Here is a 19,871-nt window from a genome sequence, read left to right as displayed (position 1 = left end):
TGTGTTTTTAGGCCTTTGAACTTATCAACAGACCTGAATCAAGGGGATTTAGCATATTTGTATCCATGAAACCAGTGACGAAATTATCACCTCTCTTGTTTATCAGACCCGCTTTTTTGCTTTTGCTGGCGTTGGTGCTGCATGTGTTGGGTTATTTCCCGAAAATCATTGAAAACTGGTATAGTACCGGTATCTATAAAGGCATTTCATCAACGCTCAGGGTATTAACCAGATGGGCACCTTTCAGTATTGGAGACTGTTTGTATATCTTGTTCATTATCAGTTTAATAGCTGCATTTGTAAGATCCCTGATCCAACTTCGCAAATCGGGCTGGAACAGGGCTGTACTGGTTCAGATCTTGCTGAATCTCTTTAGTAAAATACTTTGGATTTACATTGTATTCAGGCTTTTATGGGGACTGAATTACGACCGGCTGGGTATTGCCTATCAGTTAAAGCTTTCGAAGAAAGGCTACCAGACCGAGGAAGTGATACAATTAACCAATCGTTTAATAGACAGCCTGAATGCCTGCCGGGCACGTTTGAAAGATACCCTGCTGCCAGAGCCTTCTGTAGACAGTATTTTCAGGATGGCAGGTATTGGTTATGCCCGTGCATGGGATACGTATAGCTTTCTGCATTATTCCCATCGATCCATTAAACCCAGTTTGTTTAATGGCCTGGCCGACTGGATGGGTTTTACCGGATACTATAATCCATTTACGGGAGAAGCGCAGGTTCGAACAGATGTTCCCAGATTAGTGTTACCTTTTGTAGCAACGCACGAAATAGCGCATCAACTGGGTTATGCGAGTGAAAGCGAAGCTAATATGGTAGGCTTTATAGCATCGCTGGCAACAGATGATCCTTTTTTCAGGTACTCGGCTTATAATGATCTGTTCAGTTATGCACAACGAGAGGAATTGTTTCTATTGGCTATGGATAAAGATTCAACCCGGTTTCAGCAGGTGATACAACTGAATCGGGAAAGATTGGATACACTGGTAAGAAAAGACAGGAAAGAAGTGCGTGAATTTTTTCAGCAAAGACAGCATAAAAGTTCTGCAACACTGAATAATCTTTACGATCAGTACCTGCGCATCAATAATCAGGAAGCCGGATTGAAAAGTTATGACGAAGTCATTGGTTGGTTAATCGCCTATAATAAGAAATATGAAAAGAAATGATCTGATAAAATTAATTTCAGCAGTAAGTGTAACAGTGGTGTTAGGTGCTGTGGGTGGTCTGGTAACGGCACCCGAAATACCCACCTGGTATGCAGGATTAACCAAGCCCTCTTTTAATCCACCGAACTGGCTGTTTGGGCCGGTTTGGACAACCCTGTATATTTTAATGGGTATCAGTTACTACCTGGTATGGAAACAGCCACCATCACCTGAGCGTAACAGAGCCCTGTCTGTATTTATCATTCAGTTTGTACTGAACTTTTGCTGGTCCTTTATTTTCTTCGGCATGCATGCGACCGGATGGGCGCTGGCTGAAATGATACTCTTGTGGATCACAATTCTCATCACCATATTTTCCTTTGCCAGGTTTTCCAAAACAGCTGCCTGGCTGCTGGTACCCTACATATCCTGGGTAAGCTTCGCCATGCTTTTGAATGGGGCGATTTGGAGATTGAATTAGTTAGTGAGTAGTGAGTAGTCAGTAGTGAGCAGGGGTGTTTTACTCAATACTGACTACTCACTACTCACTTTTAAAACTTGTTCTTCCACATCATACTCTCCACCGGCTTATTGGGTTGGCCGCTGTATTTGGCGTTGGATTTCTGGTTGTATTTTACTTCTATTTCTCCTTCTACGGGGAAGTAGATGAGTTGTCCGATGGGCATACCATGGTACACACGTACCGGCTGTTTGCAGGAAATTTCAAGGGTCCAGTTGCCACAGAAACCTACATCACCTTTACCGGCAGTGGCATGTATGTCGATACCCAAACGACCTGTTGATGATTTTCCTTCCAGAAAAGGCACATGCGCATGGGTTTCGGTGTATTCAAGCGTTACACCGAGGTAAAATTTATCGGGTTCCAAAATAAAACCCTCATCAGGTATATCGAAGTATTCGATCTTGTTATGCTTTTTTGCATCCAGTACCTTATCTACATATACAGCCAGTGTTTTACCGAGGTGTACATCATAGCTGTTGCTACCCAGATCGGCACGGTTATACGGTTCAATTTTAATGGTGCCTTTGTCCATTTCCTCTAAAATGCGCTTGTCGGTGAGAATCATTCCTGAATTTGTTTTGGGTTGGGATGCAAATAAATCTTAAATCTGCAATCTAAAACGCTCAACGTTCAGGGTGCCGCTGTTTTATCAACAAGATATCAACGAAGAAACCCGTTTGGCAGTCTGGAAGATTGTTGAACCGGCATCATTTTTTCTGGAAACAGTAAGTCTCACCAAAGAAATCACCCATCCGCATAAACGTTTGCAGCACCTGGCAGGCCGTTATTTGTTAGGTTACCTCTTTCCTGATTTTCCTTCAGAAGCCATTGCTATTGCCGATACACGAAAACCTTTTCTGCCGGATGAACAATACCATTTTTCTATTTCACATTGTGGCGATTATGCAGCCGCAATTGTAAGCCGGACAGACAGGGTAGGCATTGATATTGAATTGCTCACACCAAGGGTAGAAAAGATCAAACATAAATTTCTGCATCCCGATGAACTGCTGATGTTACAACAATCAGCAGTCGACCCTATAACATTACTTACCTTATTATGGAGTGCCAAAGAAGCCATGTTTAAATGGTGGGGCAATGGCGATGTAGATTTCAGTGAAGTTCTTCGCATTTACGAGCTCCCCGATAAACCGGAAGGAACCCTGAAAACCAGCTTTGTAAAAGAACAAACCTATCCGCTCATACTGCACTATCAGTTGCATGGTAACCTTACGCTTGTTTGGACGAAAGGAGAGGGGTGAAATAAGGAATAAGAAATATGAAATATGAAATGTGAAAGTGAACGATGTTTTACTTCCTTATTTCTTATTCCTTATTTCTCTGTTTCTTCAGTCATCAAACCTGCTTTTTGATTTTGGTATCAGGAGCAGGTTGTTTTGAAGGGTTTGTTTGAGTTGACGTTTTACCAGCTGTCCCATGGTGCGGGCTTTGCTGAAAGAAGCGGATGCATTGAAATGTTGAGCGAGTTCCAGCTTGAGTTGTTCGAGTTTTTCTTTGGTAGAAATGGTATCCTTACTCATAATATCCAGTAGCTCTTTTACCCTGTAGCGTGATGATACCAGACGATAGGTCATCATGGTTCTTTCTTCTGCCTGGTATTGTGCAATGGAAGCGGTATTGAGGTGTTGCAATACAATATCCACCAGGGCCTTATTTTCTTTGAAGAATTGTGGCAGGTATAAATTCTTTCTGCCTTCATACGATTGCTGGTCGAAGTCTATCGCGCGTATACGGTATTGGAAATCTTCTATATCGGGAATAATGTTTACCACAAAATTATAGGAACGCATATCGCCCAGTAACTGTACAAAACAGCGTTCATTGAATTTTACGAATTCTTTCGCCAGACGGATAAGGTTGGTATTGGAACTATGGAGATGATCAGCAATAAAAATATCACCCGGAATACCGGGTATATGTTCCTCTATCAATGTGTCACGATCCGTAAAATAGGTCATACGGTTAGGGGAGAGGAGGTGTTCCAGTTCGAGGCCATACACACGACTGGCATCTGCCTGTTTTATATAATAGTGGTCGTAATTGTCGTTGAATTTATTGACAATGCGAATGCGGAAAGGCTGACTATTGCCGAAATAACAAAAATCGATCCTGGCTACATCGAGGTGTTTAATGAAACTCATGTCACCTTCTGTTTTCAGAATGGCATAAATGCGTACCAGGTTTTCACGCAGGTATTCCCATTCACGCATATCGTAAGAAACCTTTTCCCAGGAAGTTTCTTTCCCCTGTCTGTCTTTCAATGGAACAGAATAGGTATATCGTTGCAGGTCGCGGTAACTCACCGGTAACTTTACTTCACGGCTGTAATGTAAGAGGTACTTGCGTAATTGATCATTAACGGGAAAGATGGGCTTCTTTTTTGAAGGTTTTTCAGCTTCGCCCGATGAAATGATATGTCCGAATACATTACTCAAGTATCAGGGGTTCATTGTCTTCCAGCAGGTTCAGGTTTACGGCATCTGCGCCGGCAATACCTTCAATAGATCCTTTGATATGGGCCGCATTCAGTAAAACTTTTTCCAGTTGTTTTTCCCTGGCTTTCCAGAGTTTCTCCATAGCATCCCTTTCTTTCTGTATACTGAGTTTCATGGTCATAAATCCTTCGCGGATGGCTTTCCATTGCTCACTGAATTCAGAGCCGATCAGGTAATCGTATAACATCACCATTTTATCGCCTTTGTTTTCCTGGCTTTTTTTGGCATCTGCAATTTTCAGTAATGCATTACGTAACAATAAGGCAACGCTTCTTACTTCAGCGAATGTGCAGATATATACGCCATCCTTTTCTCCAAAACGTTCCATATCCTTTGGTAATGCCTGTGTAACGATCACAGCTACATCAGCACCCAGGTTACGCATATCGGTTTTGAGTTTCTCGATCCAGTCATTGGCAAAATCTTTGGTTCGCTTACTTTCATAAATGATCTTGCCTGATTCATTTCCAAACTGGTTGCGAACGGTTTGAATACAGTCGGCGCCTCTTACACCTTTGCCCACTTCTTCAATCTTATCGAAAGGGAAAGTGGTTTGTAATAAAGCTTCCAGCATCAATTCCTGCACTTCACCCTGTAACTGCATACTGCCCTGTTCAGATTTTCGGCGCATTTCTTCTACCAGTTTTTTCTGGTCCTCAATCTGCTTTTCCATTTCTTTCATCCGCAACTGGTATTCCTGTTCCTTGATGCTGAGTTTTTCTGCTTCTTCTTTTGCCAATTGTTCTTTCAGCTTTTCTCTTTCTTCTATGAGTTGTCGCTGCAAAGACAATTCCAGTTCTTCCTCTTTGGTTTTGAGAGCCTGTTCTTTCTGCAGAAATTCCAGTTCTTTTTTGCGCGCTTCTTTTAGTTTTTCTTCTTTTTCTTTATCGGCTTCCTGCAACATTTTCAACTGGTTCTCAAAATCGGCACTGATATTTTTACGGAGCGATTCCTTTAATTCTTCTTCCAGTTTCTTTTTTTCAGCCGCAATCTTTTTGCTGGTTTCTTCTTCTTTTAATTGAAGCTGTTGTTGAAAAGCCTGTTCTTTTTGTCTGAATTCTTCGTCTTTCTTTTTTTGCCAGTCCACCATTTGTCCACGCAGTTCACGTTGCACTTCTTCACGGATGGAATCTCCGGGCTCAAACTGGTGGTTGCAATTGGGACAATGTATAATAAAATCAGCCATGGAATTTTTTTACAAAGTAATACTATTCGGATAGAGAAGAAAAAACTTCGTTTCGCATCAGCAAGCCTGTTTTTTAACTGGCCAAATTTTTTCGGATGTCATCTAAAGCCCCAAACCTGTTGTTTGTAGACCTATAAAATCAACTGGTTGAAATTAAGAAAAAATCGCATAGGTAGTGTATAGTTTTACCCTGCATTATTATTTCAGTATTTAAAACCAATATCTATGCGTACCGTAAAAACATTGTATGCCATTAGTGCTCTTTTTGCAGTGATGATGTCCTGTTCAAAATCAGACTCAGGTTCTGGAACCACACCCGGAACACCTGAAAGCAGTTGGAATATGGGTACTTATACCTATGCCAGGGGAGCGAGTAGTCAGAGCAGTTCGAATGTAGCAGGCGCCAATCTCTACATTATTCAGGCAACAACAGCCGGTGCCCCTACACAGGGTGTTTTTTCCGGCAGTGCACTTACCGTTAAGTTTTTTGATCAGGGTCCGGGTGAATATACGCTGGTATCTGAAACCGCATTTACTGCCGCCAACGCGGCTAATAAAATCCTTTCTATAGATTGCTCTATTGGTACGGCCACTTCTACAGGAAGTACATTGTATAATTATGCATCAGGTACTGCCAAGGCGCAGGTTACGAAAGTGAATAATCAATACAGGGTTACCATCGATAATGGCATAACCTTAAACAAAAAGCTGGATGTAAACGGCGGGGTTGCCGGCGCACTTAACAGCTACTCTTTTACCTGTAAATCAGTGTTCTAATAATCCGATAATACGTCATTAAATTTCATAACCGGATAGTATCAGTTTTATGAAAAATTATTTCATTTTATGCTTAGTGATGGCCGGGATGGCATGTAATTCTATTAAGCAGGCAGATCGGCTGGCAAATAAACAACAGGAACGTATCGTTTACCCGGAAACTGTATTTGATTCGGTTGCAGCAAAAAAACTCATCGCTTATGGAAATGCAACGATTAAAGGCCTGGTATATGTAAAAACCAATAAGCTGGCACTTGTTGGCGGAAAGCAATATGGATCCAATGTGGTGGTAACGCTGTTTCCTGTAACCAATTACCTGATGGATTGGCATAAGTTAAGAGAAAAAAGAGAAGATAAAAGAACAAAAGTGTATTTATCAGAAATAGCCGCCAGGTTCAGGATAGAAGCAAAAACAGATGCTTACGGCAGGTTTACATTCGGTCAGCTAAAGCCAGGAAAATATTTTATCCAGACTTTCATGACTACAACACAAAACTATACATCAGATGTGGAAGTGGGAACCAATTCCTATGGCACAAAATATTACCAGAAGCAGCGATACAGTAAATCTAAAAATCACCGGCTGGAACAGTTTGTTGAAATTAAAGCGGATGGGGAGATAGTGGAAGTTACATTGAAATAATTACAGGCTGAACTGAGGTTCACTTTTGCAGTGCACAGGTTTCGTTTATTCTAATCTGGGTTTGGTGCGGAAGAGGAGATTTGAACTCCCATCCCCACAGTACTGTGGGGACTACCACTACAAGTAGTTTTTATTAAAACTGTATCATTATCGAATGAAGTAGAATAATATCAATAAAAAACCCAGCTATGTAAACATATCTGGGTTTGGTGGGGAAGAGGAGATTCGAACTCCGATCCCCACAGTACTGTGGGGACTACCACTACAAGTAGTTTTTATTAAAACTGTATCATTATCGAATGAAGTAGAATAATATCAATAAAAAACCCAGCTATGTAAACATATCTGGGTTTGGTGGGGAAGAGGAGATTCGAACTCCGATCCCCACAGTACTGTGGGGACTACCACTACAAGTAGTTTTTATTAAAACTGTATCATTATCGAATGAAGTAGAATAATATCAATAAAAAACCCAGCTATGTAAACATGTCTGGGTTTGGTGCGGAAGAGGAGATTCGAACTCCCATCCCCACAGTACTGTGGGGACTACCACTACAAGTAGTTTTTATTAAAACTGTATCATTAGCGAACGAAGTAGAATAATATCAATAAAAAACCCAGCTAAGTAAACATATCTGGGTTTGGTGCGGAAGAGGAGATTCGAACTCCCATCCCCACAGTACTGTGGGGACTACCACTACAAGTAGTTTTTATTAAAACTGTATCATTAGCGAACGAAGTAGAATAATATCAATAAAAAACCCAGCTAAGTAAACATATCTGGGTTTGGTGCGGAAGAGGAGATTCGAACTCCCATCCCCACAGTACTGTGGGGACTACCACTACAAGTAGTTTTTATTAAAACTGTATCATTAGCGAACGAAGTAGAATAATATCAATAAAAAACCCAGCTATGTAAACATATCTGGGTTTGGTGCGGAAGAGGAGATTCGAACTCCCACGCCCGGTAAAAGGCGCTACCACCTCAAAGTAGTGCGTCTACCAATTTCGCCACCTCCGCATCTTTGGGACGGCAAATGTACAGTATTCAGGAAATTAATACAAAGCCTTCCGAAGATTTTATTTACATCCGTTCCGGAACCCTGATGCCCAAAACTGACATACCATTATGCAGACTCTGTGCCGTTAACTGAGACAGTTGTAAACGAAGCTGTTTCTTTTCCTCCGTTTCTGCATTGGCAATCGAATGCTCTGTATAAAATGAATTAAAGGTCTTAGCCAGGTTAAATACAAAAATGGCCACTTTAGACGGATCATGTTCTGCAGCCGCTTCCCTTAATACAGCCGGAAACTGTTCAAGGGTGAGGAGCAGGGCTTTTTCCAGAGGGAGGAGAGGTGAATGATGAATGGTCAATGGTGAATTTTCCTTGTTATTGACCATTGACCATTCTCCATTCACGCCCGCCTTCCGCAGAATGCTTTTGATTCTTGCATGGGTGTACTGTATAAAGGGCCCTGTAAATCCATGGAAATCGATACTTTCTTCCGGGTTAAAGATCATTTTCTTTTTGGGATCCACCCGTAACAGGAAAAACTTCAACGCACCCAAACCAATGGTGTCATATAAATCGGTGAGTTCTTCTGCCGTAAAATCTTTCACCTTGCCGAGTTCTTCTGTTTTCTGGCGTGCGATATTCACCATTTCCTCCACTAGATCATCCGCATCCACCACGGTGCCTTCACGGCTCTTCATTTTACCGGATGGCAATTCAACCATGCCATAGCTGAGATGATAAATACCATCAGCAGAAGGTAATTGAAGCTTCTGACAGATCAGTTTCAGTACTTTAAAATGATAATTCTGTTCATCTCCCACTACATAAATACTCTGACTGGCATTGAACTCTTTTTGTTTTTGTTCGGCCAGGCCAATGTCCTGTGTTATGTATACAGAAGTACCGTCCTTTCTTCTTACCAGTTTTTCATCCAGTCCATCTGCCGTGAGGTCAATCCATACGCTACCATCTTCTTTCTGGTAGAACACGCCTTTTTGTAAACCGGTTTCCACCAGGTCTTTACCCAGGAGGTAGGTATTGCTTTCGTAATAAGTTTTATCAAAGTCGCTGCCAATTCGCTGATAAGTGGCGTTGAAACCTTCATATACCCAGCCGTTCATGGTACGCCATAGTTCCATTACTTCGGGTTTGCCGGCTTCCCAGTCTATCAACATCTGCTGGGTGGCTTTCATGATGGGGGCTTCTTTTTCTGCCTGTTCTGTACCCATACCACCGGCTACGAGTTCAGCGATTTCAGCTTTATAGGCATCGTTGAATTTTACATAATAATCACCTACAAAATGATCGCCCTTGGTACCGGTACTGGCAGGGGTTTCTCCATTTGAAAATCGCTGCCAGGCAATCATACTTTTACAAATGTGAACACCACGGTCGTTCACAATACAGGTTTTCACTACTTCATTACCGGTAGCTTTTAATATCTCGGCAATGCTCCATCCCAGAAAATTGTTTCTTAAATGACCGAGGTGTAGGGGTTTATTCGTGTTGGGAGAAGAGTATTCAACCATCACTTTCTCTGCAGTGGGTTTGCTGAAACCGAAACGGCTATCTGGAAATGAATGACCCAGAAACTGTAACCAATACGAATCGGCTACCGATAAATTCAAAAAGCCTTTAATGATATTGTAACCACTGAATAATGCAGGGTTGGCTTCTACCAATGCTTTTCCCATTTCTTCACCGAGTGCATCAGGCGACTTTTTTAACTGTTTCACCAGGGCAAACAATACCACTGTGTAATCGCCTTCGAATTCAGGTTTGGTAGCATTTACCAATACCTCTCCGGGTTGCATATCAACCTGGTATAAAGCCTTAATAGCTGCCGATGCTGCCAATTTTATCTGGTCTACAACACTCATATTCATAATAGTTACGGCGGCAAAAGTAATTAATTAAGCCCTACCTTCGCCGTGTTCATGCTAAACTTACACGAACATATACGGGCTTTTGTTCTGGCAGTGGTTGATTTTTTCTATCCCGTTTTTAAAAAAATCATGCCCCTGCAAACCTATCGTTATGCTGCCTGCGGTGGGTTTAATACCAGTCTTGATATTCTTTTATTCTTTGTTTCCTATAACTATATTTTTCAGAAACAAACCCTGCACCTGCCTTTTATAGCCATCAGTGCGCATATCGCTGCTTTCCTGGCTGCTTTTGTGGTTACTTTCCCTACGGGTTTTTACCTGAGCAGGTATGTGGTATTTCAGGAAACATCGGTTGCCAAAAGAAAACAACTCAGCAAGTATTTTCTGGTGGTACTGGGATGCTTCTTTCTGAACTATATATTTCTGAAAATCTTTGTAGAAGTATTCGGATGGTACCCAACTGCTTCTAAAATCGTGACCACTTTTTTTGTGGTGGCTTTCAGTTATTTCTCCCAGAAGAATTTTACGTTTAAAGCCCCGGCTGCTTAGTTGTTCATGATACGCATCTGGTATATGGGCATTTCTGTTTTACCCTTTACCGGATTCATATAAAACATAAGTGTAGCAATACCACTTTTCTCTGCATGTATCACCCTGATCTGGTGCTTACCCTTTGTCATTTCAATACGCGCACGGTGATGGGTATATTCGTCGTAAAGGGTATATTTCGGATCCCATCCATCAATAGCCAGTTTACCATCCACATATACTCTTACAAAATCATCGGCCGTAACTGCAATATCATAAAATCCTTTTTCTGTTTCAATCGTCGTAACTGCATCGGTAGCAAAAGAATCGGCAGGTAAATTCTTGCCAATAGCACCCCACCAGGTGAAATCCAGTTTGGAGAGGGTGTCTGTATGTACAGGTGTTGATTGTAACAGGTTCATAAAAGCCTCATTGGCCAGTAAGGGATCAGCGCTGCCATCCCATTGAAACCATTTGGTAACCCATTGTTGTTTGGGTGTGAATTCCTCGTATTCAAACAAGCTACCGGTATCTTCTTCTTTCCCAAACTGATTGATGTAAGACGGTCCTTCGTAAGCTAAACGAATGTATTTTACATAACTATTCGTTACCGGTTTTGCGATCATTGAAGATGGAAAGCTATCTTTTCCTTTCTCCACTATTTCAAAACCATTCAGCTCTTTAATGTTCCAGGAACCTGTTTTGCCCAGTATTTCAAAATGGTATACACCAGTACTATCAATACTTTTCAGCCATAACAGCGGGTATTCAAAATTATAAGGCCCCCATGGGGTAATACGGATATTTTCTTTGCCTTTCGGAATGGTGGATTCGGGTCTTCGGGTAACAGGTACTTTTTTCAGTCTTTCATCCGGTACATAATCCATATCCAAAGGATCCTCTTCACGTGAAGTATCTATATCATTGGTTCTTTCCCCCAGTTTCAGGTTAACGGTATAAGCCATTTTCTGGTTGCCGCTGAAAGCTACCGTATCCGTTCCCATAATATCGTACACGGTTTCTACAGCAGTAAACTGATTTGCCGCAATCCAATAATTCATGCTTCTGGTATCTTTTACCTGCGCATATGTCCAGTCGGCAGGTTGGCTGGCGCGCGACCATAATTTAATAGCCGTTTTATCGTACAGAAAGCGATTGATGGCAATATTATTGTCCTGCCCATGCTCAATGGCAATACCAATTCTGTTGAATGCAAAATCGTTATCGGTAAAATCGCTGCCATAGCTATAGCCACCCCAGATACCATGATCACAATCACGGATCACATTTTTCATAACCAGGTTTCTGCTAAATGTAACTTCTACGCCATTGGTAGGGGCATAGGAAAAATCATTGCCATAAATGAAGTTATCATTACAACCACCCTCACCCGTATCCATAGTATGCTGGCCTGCCCAGAGAAAAAAGCCATCTCCGCTATGCGTGGCACTGTTGAAGGCAAAAATATTGTCGTTGCACTGTTCAAAAACCAGGAAGCCGGCACTGTCCTGACCTCGTTTGTATTTACCATGACTATAGCCTCGTACATTATAATCAAGCCGGTTGTGGTAAAAATTATTAAAACTGCTTCTGTAAAGTCCGATACCGATACCTGAGTTAAAGGAGAAATTGTTATCGTGCACAATGGCATTTTCAGTTCCCGACAGCATCAGGCCACACTGACCATTGGTGGCTGTATTTTCAGCAATGTGTATTTTCTTACCCTTATGAATATAGATCGCTGCTCCATAGCGAAGCCATTCCTGGTTTTCATTATGGTGATAGCTCATCCAGTCACTGATATCCTCTCTCTCAAGATTGCTCTTGAGTTTTTGCCGGTAATTAAAGCTGAGCGTACACTTTTCAATAGTAAGGTCTTCCGTACTATCTGCATATATGCCGATTTTAAATCCCTGTAAAGTAGCCTGGCGTATAACTATGCGTGATGAGCCTTTCCTGATGCGTATGCCAATGCCTTTGAATTTATCCGGTTCATTGATATCATCAGTACCTATGAGGGTTACACCCGTCATGTCAAGTGTAATATCTTTTCCCGCTATTTCAATCCATGCCATAGTGTCATAAGGTGCTGCAGCGGTATAGATGCCGGGTTCTATTTTTATGGATGTAGTTACCAGCATGCCCTGTTTTACAGGCGTATTAAGCTGAGCATGAGATAGTATGCTGATGCAGCAGAAAAAGAAAAACAGACAGATTTTTTTCTTCATATTTAAAGCTACGTTTTTCTGCTAACAGAGATGCATGGATACTATAGTTCCATACCCGTAATAGTTATAACTGAAAACGGACACTTCCAAATATGCCGAAATCCTGTGTGGTCGACTTAAAAGCTCCGGGGTTCACATTGCCGGGTAATTTGCGGAGTGGTGCATGGCGCCATACAAAATCAATACGGAGTATCTTGAATATATTTTCAAAACCGGTGCCTATTTCTGTATAAATGCCACCTCTTAATGAACGTAATTTGTATTCTGATGCATATTCTATGTGGTTGAGTATGCGGCCGCCGGTTGACATATCACCCCATACGGCTTTACAATTCCAGAACTGACGTATATTAGACTTGCGCATGAATGGCAATATATTGAGGAACTTCTTTTCGATATTGTGTTCAATGTGCACACCTGCATAGCGGTCACTTATGTATTCAAAACGGTTCATCAGGTTAAATGATTGCCTGTTGTAATAATAGATTTCATTACCTGGATGAATTTCCATCAGCATAAAGGGTAGGGCCTCTTTAGTAAATATTTTGCCCCCATATATCCGATAGCTTAATTTACCCCAGCGAGGTATTCTCACATCCTGTGAAATATGCATGCCCACTCTTTCATACGCATACTCCGATCCCCATAAGCCATCAGAAGAGAAAGCGGCCCGAAGTTCTACAATTGGTAAAGAACCTTTGATCTTAGTGTCTTTACGATGACGGGAAAATGTTCTTTCTCCGGGTGCATAACGAAGCTTTATGCCAATTTCCGCATTGGCAATTTCATGTTGGAAGGATCTTTTGAATAATATTTTTTTATGCGGTAAAGGTGTGTAGCTTTCAAAGTTAGATCGGGTAAAGAATGTTTGTACCGATAATTTACTTGGCCACTCTTTGGTAACCGATAATTTAAATTCCTGCACTCCTAAAAATTTTTGAGGTATGCCCGGTCTTCGAATGAGTTGGCTGAAAAGATTATCAGTCGTAATGTCTTCATCATTGTATCGAACCCTGCCATTATCAAGATCATCCGTATAGGAAGCAAAAAGAGTAATTCCTTTGTCGCCGGGTAGTTTATAGGTAGCATCAAAACGGCCTTTGAAGGTATGGTCCTTAAAACCATATGCCAGATACCCGTGCAACCTGAGGTGTTTACTGAATTGGTCTGTGGTACCCAGATCGAATCTTACACGTATCCTTTCTTTTTGGTTGCCACTGATCCATTTATACCAGGGACCAATTTCCACAACCCCCAGTTTTTTATGACCATCAAAAATGAAAGTGATGGCTTTTGTATAGCTGATGAAGGCCGGAATGGTTTTAATGGTATCCATCATCTGATAAATCTTTTTTTCATTCTCAGAAAGCGCTTCATGTCTTTGTACCGACCAGAATTTTTTATCCTGTTCGCGGGCATTGTCTGCTACGATTACTTCATTGCGCTGATGATTCTGTTGGAGTTTAATACCGATGAGCGGGTCATTGATTCGAATCTGTTTGTAAGAGTTCGTTTTTTTGGCAATAAAAGACAAATTCTCTTTACCCAATGGTGCAAAGTCCATCACAAACTTATCTTTCGCAAACATCCATTCCTTGTTTTCCTGTAAGGAAAATTCCTGTACAAGGCTGAGGCGGTTTACAAAGTTGATATTGGCAGTGGGAGAGATCGTTAGGTTGATTTTTAAAATACCCCAGTTCTCACTGTGTATCCAACAGTCGCCACTAAAAGTATTTTCCCCTTCCTGTTTGGGTGAAAAAAGCAGGTGGAAATATTTGGTGCCGCCAATTACCTGCGTGTCAGCACCCTTGTAATGATAATATTTATCACCCCAATCGCTGATAGGACTGATAAATTCTTTACCAAACAAAACAGAACTATTGTCGTAAACACTGATCTTTTGACTCATACCACCCAGGAATTGAAGTACGCTCTCATTTTTCATACCATCCGTTTTGGCTGCTCGGATTTCTTCCCTTGTTTTTTGCGGATTGGAGGATGCGTAATAATCAGAAAGCGTTTCTGTCATATAAACTGGCAAAAAGGGCCGCTGGTCACTTACTGAATCAATATTGTCCAGCAAAAAAGCAAATGGCTTCAGTAGTTTTTTGTCTGTAAAGTATCTTTTATTGATATTGTTAATGTCTAGCTCTGTTTTGCTGTATAGTTCGCAGGAAAACTGTTCAAATGTGTAGGGGTTATTTTGTTTTTTATGCGCAACAATCTGTTTCCACCAGCGTAATCCTTTATTAAACTTTGATTTCACCTCAACCGTACCGCCGGATTTTACTTCAGCCATTACCAGATCCATCCAAGCGGAATCTTTTTGTTGGGGTATATATGCTTTATAGGTTGGTTCAAACCCAACAAAACTCACCACCAGTGTATCATGGTTCAGTTGACTGACCCGCAGTTTGAATTGGCCGCTGCTGTCACTTGTAATCCCGAAGCCGGCTTTTTTCCAAAAAATGCTGGCAAAGGGTACAGCCTCCTTGGTAAAATCATTGATTACCCTGCCATATAAAAATTTTTTGGTAGGTAGCTGCGCTGGTAGTCGTATTGAAAATAAAAACAATACAACTGTCAGTAAACAGCATGTTCTGGTCAGAATGGCTTTCAAATGCTCGGGGTTTAGCAATGAGCAATGTAATGATTTGCCAGGTTTTAGGTCATTAAAATCTCTTAAATACACTGTTTAGTCAAATTACGATGACGTTTTGAGTCTCTGACTGTAAAAAATGGTATAGCCTGCCATAGAATTCTGCCATTTTTACATTTTTTAGTCGGGTGGCATAATCATTGACAGTAATAAGCTGATTATTAACCTGAAATCAATAGTTATGGGCAAGATAATAGGCATTGACCTTGGAACAACAAATAGCTGTGTGGCCGTTATGGAAGGTAACGAGCCGGTAGTGATTGCAAATGATGAGGGACGCAGAACCACACCTTCCGTAGTAGCATTCCTGAAAAACGGAGAGCGTAAAGTGGGTGATCCTGCTAAACGTCAGGCTATTACCAACCCACAAAACACCATTACCAGTGTGAAGCGTTTTATGGGTCGTCGTCATGATGAAGTAACCGAAGAAATCAGCCACTGGAGCTATAAAGTAGCCAAAGGCGATAACAATACTGTGCGCGTGGCGATTGATGATCGTTTATACACACCACAGGAAATTTCTGCTATGATTCTTCAGAAAATGAAGAAAACAGCTGAAGATTACCTGGGGCAGGAAGTAACCGAAGCGGTGATTACCGTACCGGCTTATTTCAATGACGCACAGCGTCAGGCTACCAAAGAAGCGGGTGAAATCGCGGGTCTGAATGTTCGTCGTATCGTAAACGAACCAACAGCTGCGGCACTGGCTTATGGCCTGGATAAAAAGAATGTAGATCAGAAAATCGCTGTATTCGACCTCGGTGGCGGTACTTTCGATATTTCTATCCTCGAACTGGGTGATGGTGTATTCGAAGTAAAATCAACCAATGGTGATACCCACCTGGGTGGTGATGATTTTGATAAAGTGATTATGGACTGGCTGGCCGATGAGTTCAAGAGCCAGGAAGCCATCGACCTCCGTAAAGACCCTATGGCTTTACAGCGTTTGAAAGAAGCTTCTGAAAAAGCTAAAATTGAATTGAGTTCTTCTGCTGAAACAGAAATCAACCTTCCCTATATCACTGCGGTAGATGGTGTACCTAAACACCTTGTACTGAAATTAACACGCGCTAAGTTTGAGGCACTGGCCGATAATTTATTTGCACGCTGTTTAAAACCATGTGAAGCCGCATTAAAAGATGCTGGTTACAGCACTTCACAGATTGATGAAGTGATCCTGGTAGGTGGTTCAACACGTATTCCTAAAGTACAGGAGATCGTAGAAAAATTCTTTGGTAAAAAACCTAACCGTGGTGTAAACCCCGATGAGGTAGTAGCCGTAGGTGCCGCTATTCAGGGTGCCGTATTAACCGGTGAAGTAAAAGATGTACTCTTACTCGACGTTACACCGCTGGGTCTGGGTATCGAAACCATGGGTAGTGTAATGACCACCATGATTCCTTCGAATACCACCATCCCTACCAAGAAAACAGAAGTATTCTCTACAGCCAGCGATAACCAGCCCGGTGTACAGATTCATGTATTACAGGGTGAGCGCCCGATGGCCAACCAGAATAAGAGCCTGGGTATTTTTAACCTCGATGGTATTCCACCGGCTCCAAGAGGTGTACCTCAGATCGAAGTAACTTTTGATATTGATGCCAACGGTATTTTACATGTTAGCGCAAAAGATAAAGGAACCGGTAAGGAGCAAAAAATCCGCATCGAAGCAGGTAGTGGTTTGAGCAAGGAAGAAATTGAAAAAATGAAAGCCGAAGCAAAAGCCAATGAAGCCAGCGATAAGGAAGCACGCGAAAAAGTAGAGAAGCTCAACCAGGCAGATAGTCTGATCTTCCAGACCGAGAAGCAATTCAAAGATTTTGGTGATAAGATTCCTGCCGATAAAAAAGCACCGATTGAAGCGGCTTTGGCCAAACTGAAAGAAGCACACAAAAATCAGGATATTGCTGCAGTAGATGCTGCTATGACTGAGATGAATACTGCCTGGACAGCTGCCAGTGAAGAAATTTACAAGGCACAACAGGAAGCAGGTGCGCAGCCAGGAGCAGAAGCACAACCCGGTGCTGAGCAACCCAATGGATCAGCTAAAAATGATACCGTTGAAGATGCACAGTTCGAAGAAGTGAAATAAAATGTTGCATAGCATCATAAATTGTCAAGGCCCCGTTTAAAAAAACGGGGCCTTTTTATATACCTGTTTATAAGAAAACTATTTTATAACGGAGTGTATGTATCAGCAGGCATACGCAAAACTCAAACTTTACCTTTCGGTTGCAGTAAGGTTTACACTTCCTGAACCAAAGTGGTATTGGTTGAAAAATCTTTTATAAAAGCAGTAGATGAATGATGGTTGCTGAAAAGGATGCGATACTTCTCCTGGGCGCTCAGTTTCTTCCACCAGGGGCGTTCAGCTTCCGAGATAAGCAGGCAGGCCTGTATTTCCATAAACAGTAATTCGTTCTCAGAAAAAACACGTGCTTCACGGTAAGGCTTGAAACGGGCTGTTGTATGCATGGCGTTTATTTTTTTCAAAACTATTTATTCTCTTCAGAAAAAAAAGCAGGTTGCTTGCGATAGCGTATAAATACATGGTGTTACTACTTACTACTTCGTATCATGCGAAGTGTGGTGAATTTCTGGTTAGGTGGAGGAGAGCTATTAGCCATTAGCTATTAGCCTTTAGCCTTAATCGTGCTAAAGAATATAAGGGCCTGCAGTAAAAGTTGATTGATTTTAATAAACCTAACAGATCAGCGGTATCTTCTAAAAGTTAATAGCTCAGAACTCATAATGCCTTATTCTTCCTTTTCATTGGATCTTCTGAATCCAATTCTTCGTCTGGTTGATTCCTGCATCAATAGTTTTTGAAAAAGTGAAAAGACGTTTTCGAAGTCTTCATCATGTTTGTCGACACGCTTACCTATTTGTTCCAGTTTTAATAGTACTTCCTGACTATTCGATAACAATGCACGCATCTGTACAAATATTTCAATGATGCGAATACTCACTTTCAAGGCTTTTTCTGTCTTCAAAACATTCGCCAGCATCAGAATGCCGTGTTCGGTAAAAGCCAATGGTATAGAGCCTCCCAGGTGTTGTAAAGAAGGTATCGCATTTTGCGATACCATGAACTTGATTTCTTTCTGGGTGAGTGGAAACATGAAGTGTTTGGGAAATCTTTTCAGGTTTCTTTTTACCTGCTCTCTGAGTCTTGTGGGTATAACTTCATACAGGTTAGCGAGGTCGCGGTCAAGCATAATTTTCTGTCCTCTCAACAAATAAATATGCTGTGTAATAGTTTCATCGGTGAAACTGGTTTTTCTTTTTGCCGGCATAAAAATGTTTTCGCTAATCTATATGGATATGCTTAGTTTTTTTACCGTATTTATACCTGATTTTACAACGATGATTACCCTATATAAGGTATCGCAAATTGCGATACCTTATATAGTACTGTCTGATGGATCATAGCTGATGATCGTACTTCTCGCAGAACATTTGGTATCCCAAATAATTTGTAAGCGCCTGAAAGAAAGCTAATGGCTAAGAGCTACTAGCCTTACTTAATTGGGCTGGAGAAATAAATGCCCTGCAGTAAAAGGGGGTGGATGGTAATGAGCCTCACAGATCAGCAGTATCTCTTTAGCTATTAGCCATTAGCCTTAATCGTGCTAAAGAAATAAATGCCCTGTAGTAAAAAGTGATTGATAGTAATAAGCCTGACAGATCAGCAGTGTCTTCTAAAAGCTAAAGGCTAAAAGCTTCCTATTTAATAATCCGATAACACCAACGCTTCAACTTCCCTTCAAAATCAAATGGGGTAGTGGCTTTGGTGATGTCTTTGATGTCGGATGCTTTGATCTGTTCGGCTTCGAGGATGAATTTTGTGTAATTGGTACTGAAGAAAAGTGTACCCTGGGGTGTCATGGCAGCGAGTACATCATTGATCAATTCAACATGGTCGCGTTGTATGTCAAGAAAATCTTTCATGCGTTTGCTGTTGCTGAAAGTGGGTGGATCCATGATCACCAGATCAAAACTATTGGGTACCAATGTTTTCAGGTATTGCTTTACATCGGCATGTACAAAAAAGTATTTGTCCTTATCCTTGAACCGGTTAATCACCATATGGTCTTCTGCCCAGTTCAGATAGGTTTTGGAAAGGTCCACCGATGTTACAGAAGCGGCACCTCCCGCAGCTGTGTACACAGAAAAGGAACCTGTATAACAGAATAAATTCAATACCCTTTTATGGGCGGCTATTTCTCTCGCCATCTGCCTTGTAATCCGGTGATCGAGGAATAAACCGGTGTCGAGATAGTCGGCGAGGTTGACCAGAAATTTCAAACCGTTTTCTTCTACGGTAAAGAATTCTTTCTTACTGTCAATTTTTTCATACTGCTCATCCCTGTGCGACATTCTTTTTCGCTGCCTTACAAAAACCGAAGCAGATTTAATACCTGTTATTTCACTGATCACTCCAATACATTGTTCCATCCAGGCATCATGTTCCTCATCGGTCATACCATGTCGGCGCAGGTATTCGGCGAGATAGATTTTATCCTCATAAAATTCAATCGCAAAAGGAAATTCAGGAAGGTCGTGGTCGTAAACGCGGTAACAGCTGATGCCCATTCTTCTGGCCTGCTTATGGCGGTGCTTGTACACTTTCAGTAAGCGGTTGCGAAACATTTCCAGTTTAGGGCTCTCAGACATGGCGCAAAGATAATGGGTGGGGCCTAATCTTTCCTGATTCAGCCACTCAAGTAAATAAGCTGCAAA

The 19,871-nt window shown here is 41.5% G+C and carries 16 protein-coding genes and 1 tRNA gene; 7 read left to right on the top strand and 10 right to left on the bottom strand.

All coding sequences use genetic code 11. From position 1 onward, the window contains the following. The first annotated feature begins 65 nt into the window (after positions 1-65). Together BC659_RS01075 and BC659_RS01070 are read left to right on the top strand one after the other, a co-directional pair. Positions 66-1,187, top strand: coding sequence for a DUF3810 domain-containing protein (locus BC659_RS01075; RefSeq protein ID WP_133472732.1), 1,122 nt, complete (start codon positions 66-68; stop codon positions 1,185-1,187). Further along, on the top strand, positions 1,174-1,647 hold the full coding sequence (locus tag BC659_RS01070; RefSeq protein WP_133472731.1) for a TspO/MBR family protein: 474 nt from the start codon (positions 1,174-1,176) through the stop codon (positions 1,645-1,647). Before BC659_RS01075 ends, BC659_RS01070 begins: the two co-directional genes overlap by 14 nt. A 70-nt stretch (positions 1,648-1,717) precedes the next feature. Here the strand turns inward: BC659_RS01070 and dcd are convergent, their stop codons facing one another. Beyond that, on the bottom strand, positions 1,718-2,254 hold the full coding sequence (gene dcd / locus BC659_RS01065; RefSeq protein ID WP_133472730.1) for a dCTP deaminase: 537 nt from the start codon (positions 2,252-2,254) through the stop codon (positions 1,718-1,720). A 112-nt stretch (positions 2,255-2,366) separates the two neighbouring features. Between dcd and BC659_RS01060 the strand changes: the two genes are divergently transcribed. After that, a complete protein-coding gene (locus BC659_RS01060) occupies positions 2,367-2,951 on the top strand; it encodes a 4'-phosphopantetheinyl transferase family protein (RefSeq protein WP_246027061.1) in 585 nt (194 codons plus the stop codon). 87 nt (positions 2,952-3,038) lie between these two features. Here the strand turns inward: BC659_RS01060 and BC659_RS01055 are convergent, their stop codons facing one another. Both BC659_RS01055 and BC659_RS01050 read right to left on the bottom strand, forming a co-directional pair. Next, the gene (locus BC659_RS01055) at positions 3,039-4,145 is read right to left on the bottom strand and encodes a hypothetical protein (protein WP_246027060.1); all 1,107 of its coding nucleotides are present in this window, start codon (positions 4,143-4,145) and stop codon (positions 3,039-3,041) included. Beyond that, positions 4,138-5,391, bottom strand: a complete 1,254-nt coding sequence (locus tag BC659_RS01050; protein WP_133472728.1) for a DUF2130 domain-containing protein — start codon at positions 5,389-5,391, stop codon at positions 4,138-4,140. The genes BC659_RS01055 and BC659_RS01050 overlap by 8 nt, the downstream gene beginning before the upstream one ends. A 225-nt stretch (positions 5,392-5,616) precedes the next feature. Between BC659_RS01050 and BC659_RS01045 the strand changes: the two genes are divergently transcribed. Both BC659_RS01045 and BC659_RS01040 read left to right on the top strand, forming a co-directional pair. Then, a complete protein-coding gene (locus tag BC659_RS01045) occupies positions 5,617-6,168 on the top strand; it encodes a hypothetical protein (RefSeq protein ID WP_133472727.1) in 552 nt (183 codons plus the stop codon). 49 nt (positions 6,169-6,217) lie between these two features. After that, on the top strand, positions 6,218-6,811 hold the full coding sequence (locus BC659_RS01040) for a hypothetical protein (protein ID WP_133472726.1): 594 nt from the start codon (positions 6,218-6,220) through the stop codon (positions 6,809-6,811). Between the two features lie 932 nt (positions 6,812-7,743). Here the strand turns inward: BC659_RS01040 and BC659_RS01035 are convergent. Both BC659_RS01035 and argS read right to left on the bottom strand, forming a co-directional pair. Beyond that, positions 7,744-7,832: transfer RNA gene (locus tag BC659_RS01035), tRNA-Leu, on the bottom strand. A 63-nt stretch (positions 7,833-7,895) separates the two neighbouring features. After that, the gene (argS, locus tag BC659_RS01030; protein ID WP_133472725.1) at positions 7,896-9,707 is read right to left on the bottom strand and encodes an arginine--tRNA ligase; all 1,812 of its coding nucleotides are present in this window, start codon (positions 9,705-9,707) and stop codon (positions 7,896-7,898) included. A 57-nt stretch (positions 9,708-9,764) separates the two neighbouring features. Here argS and BC659_RS01025 point away from each other — a divergent pair, with 57 nt between their 5' ends. Continuing rightward, positions 9,765-10,262, top strand: coding sequence for a GtrA family protein (locus BC659_RS01025; protein ID WP_133472724.1), 498 nt, complete (start codon positions 9,765-9,767; stop codon positions 10,260-10,262). Here BC659_RS01025 and BC659_RS01020 read toward each other — a convergent pair. Together BC659_RS01020 and BC659_RS01015 are read right to left on the bottom strand one after the other, a co-directional pair. Further along, positions 10,259-12,469 (bottom strand): right-handed parallel beta-helix repeat-containing protein, encoded by a 2,211-nt coding sequence (locus tag BC659_RS01020; protein ID WP_133472723.1) that lies wholly within the window; start codon positions 12,467-12,469, stop codon positions 10,259-10,261. The two genes, BC659_RS01025 and BC659_RS01020, sit on opposite strands and share 4 nt — an antisense overlap. Positions 12,470-12,533: 64 nt before the next feature. After that, positions 12,534-15,089, bottom strand: a complete 2,556-nt coding sequence (locus tag BC659_RS01015; RefSeq protein WP_162847310.1) for a DUF5686 family protein — start codon at positions 15,087-15,089, stop codon at positions 12,534-12,536. Positions 15,090-15,309: 220 nt separating this feature from the next. Here BC659_RS01015 and dnaK point away from each other — a divergent pair, with 220 nt between their 5' ends. Next, positions 15,310-17,220, top strand: a complete 1,911-nt coding sequence (gene dnaK / locus BC659_RS01010; protein WP_133472721.1) for a molecular chaperone DnaK — start codon at positions 15,310-15,312, stop codon at positions 17,218-17,220. 152 nt (positions 17,221-17,372) lie between these two features. Here dnaK and BC659_RS01005 read toward each other — a convergent pair whose 3' ends face one another. The 3 genes from BC659_RS01005 to BC659_RS00995 form a co-directional block, all read right to left on the bottom strand. Beyond that, the gene (locus BC659_RS01005; RefSeq protein ID WP_133472720.1) at positions 17,373-17,603 is read right to left on the bottom strand and encodes a hypothetical protein; all 231 of its coding nucleotides are present in this window, start codon (positions 17,601-17,603) and stop codon (positions 17,373-17,375) included. A 281-nt stretch (positions 17,604-17,884) separates the two neighbouring features. Beyond that, the gene (locus tag BC659_RS01000; protein ID WP_133472719.1) at positions 17,885-18,424 is read right to left on the bottom strand and encodes an ORF6N domain-containing protein; all 540 of its coding nucleotides are present in this window, start codon (positions 18,422-18,424) and stop codon (positions 17,885-17,887) included. Between the two features lie 430 nt (positions 18,425-18,854). Then, positions 18,855-19,805 (bottom strand): class I SAM-dependent methyltransferase, encoded by a 951-nt coding sequence (locus tag BC659_RS00995; RefSeq protein WP_133472718.1) that lies wholly within the window; start codon positions 19,803-19,805, stop codon positions 18,855-18,857. Positions 19,806-19,871: the final 66 nt, after the last annotated feature.

This window comes from Sediminibacterium goheungense (genome assembly GCF_004361915.1).
GTDB classification, from domain to species: domain Bacteria; phylum Bacteroidota; class Bacteroidia; order Chitinophagales; family Chitinophagaceae; genus Sediminibacterium; species Sediminibacterium goheungense.
Note: the sequence above shows the minus strand (reverse complement) of the source record. Positions and strands in the feature narration are given on the sequence as shown.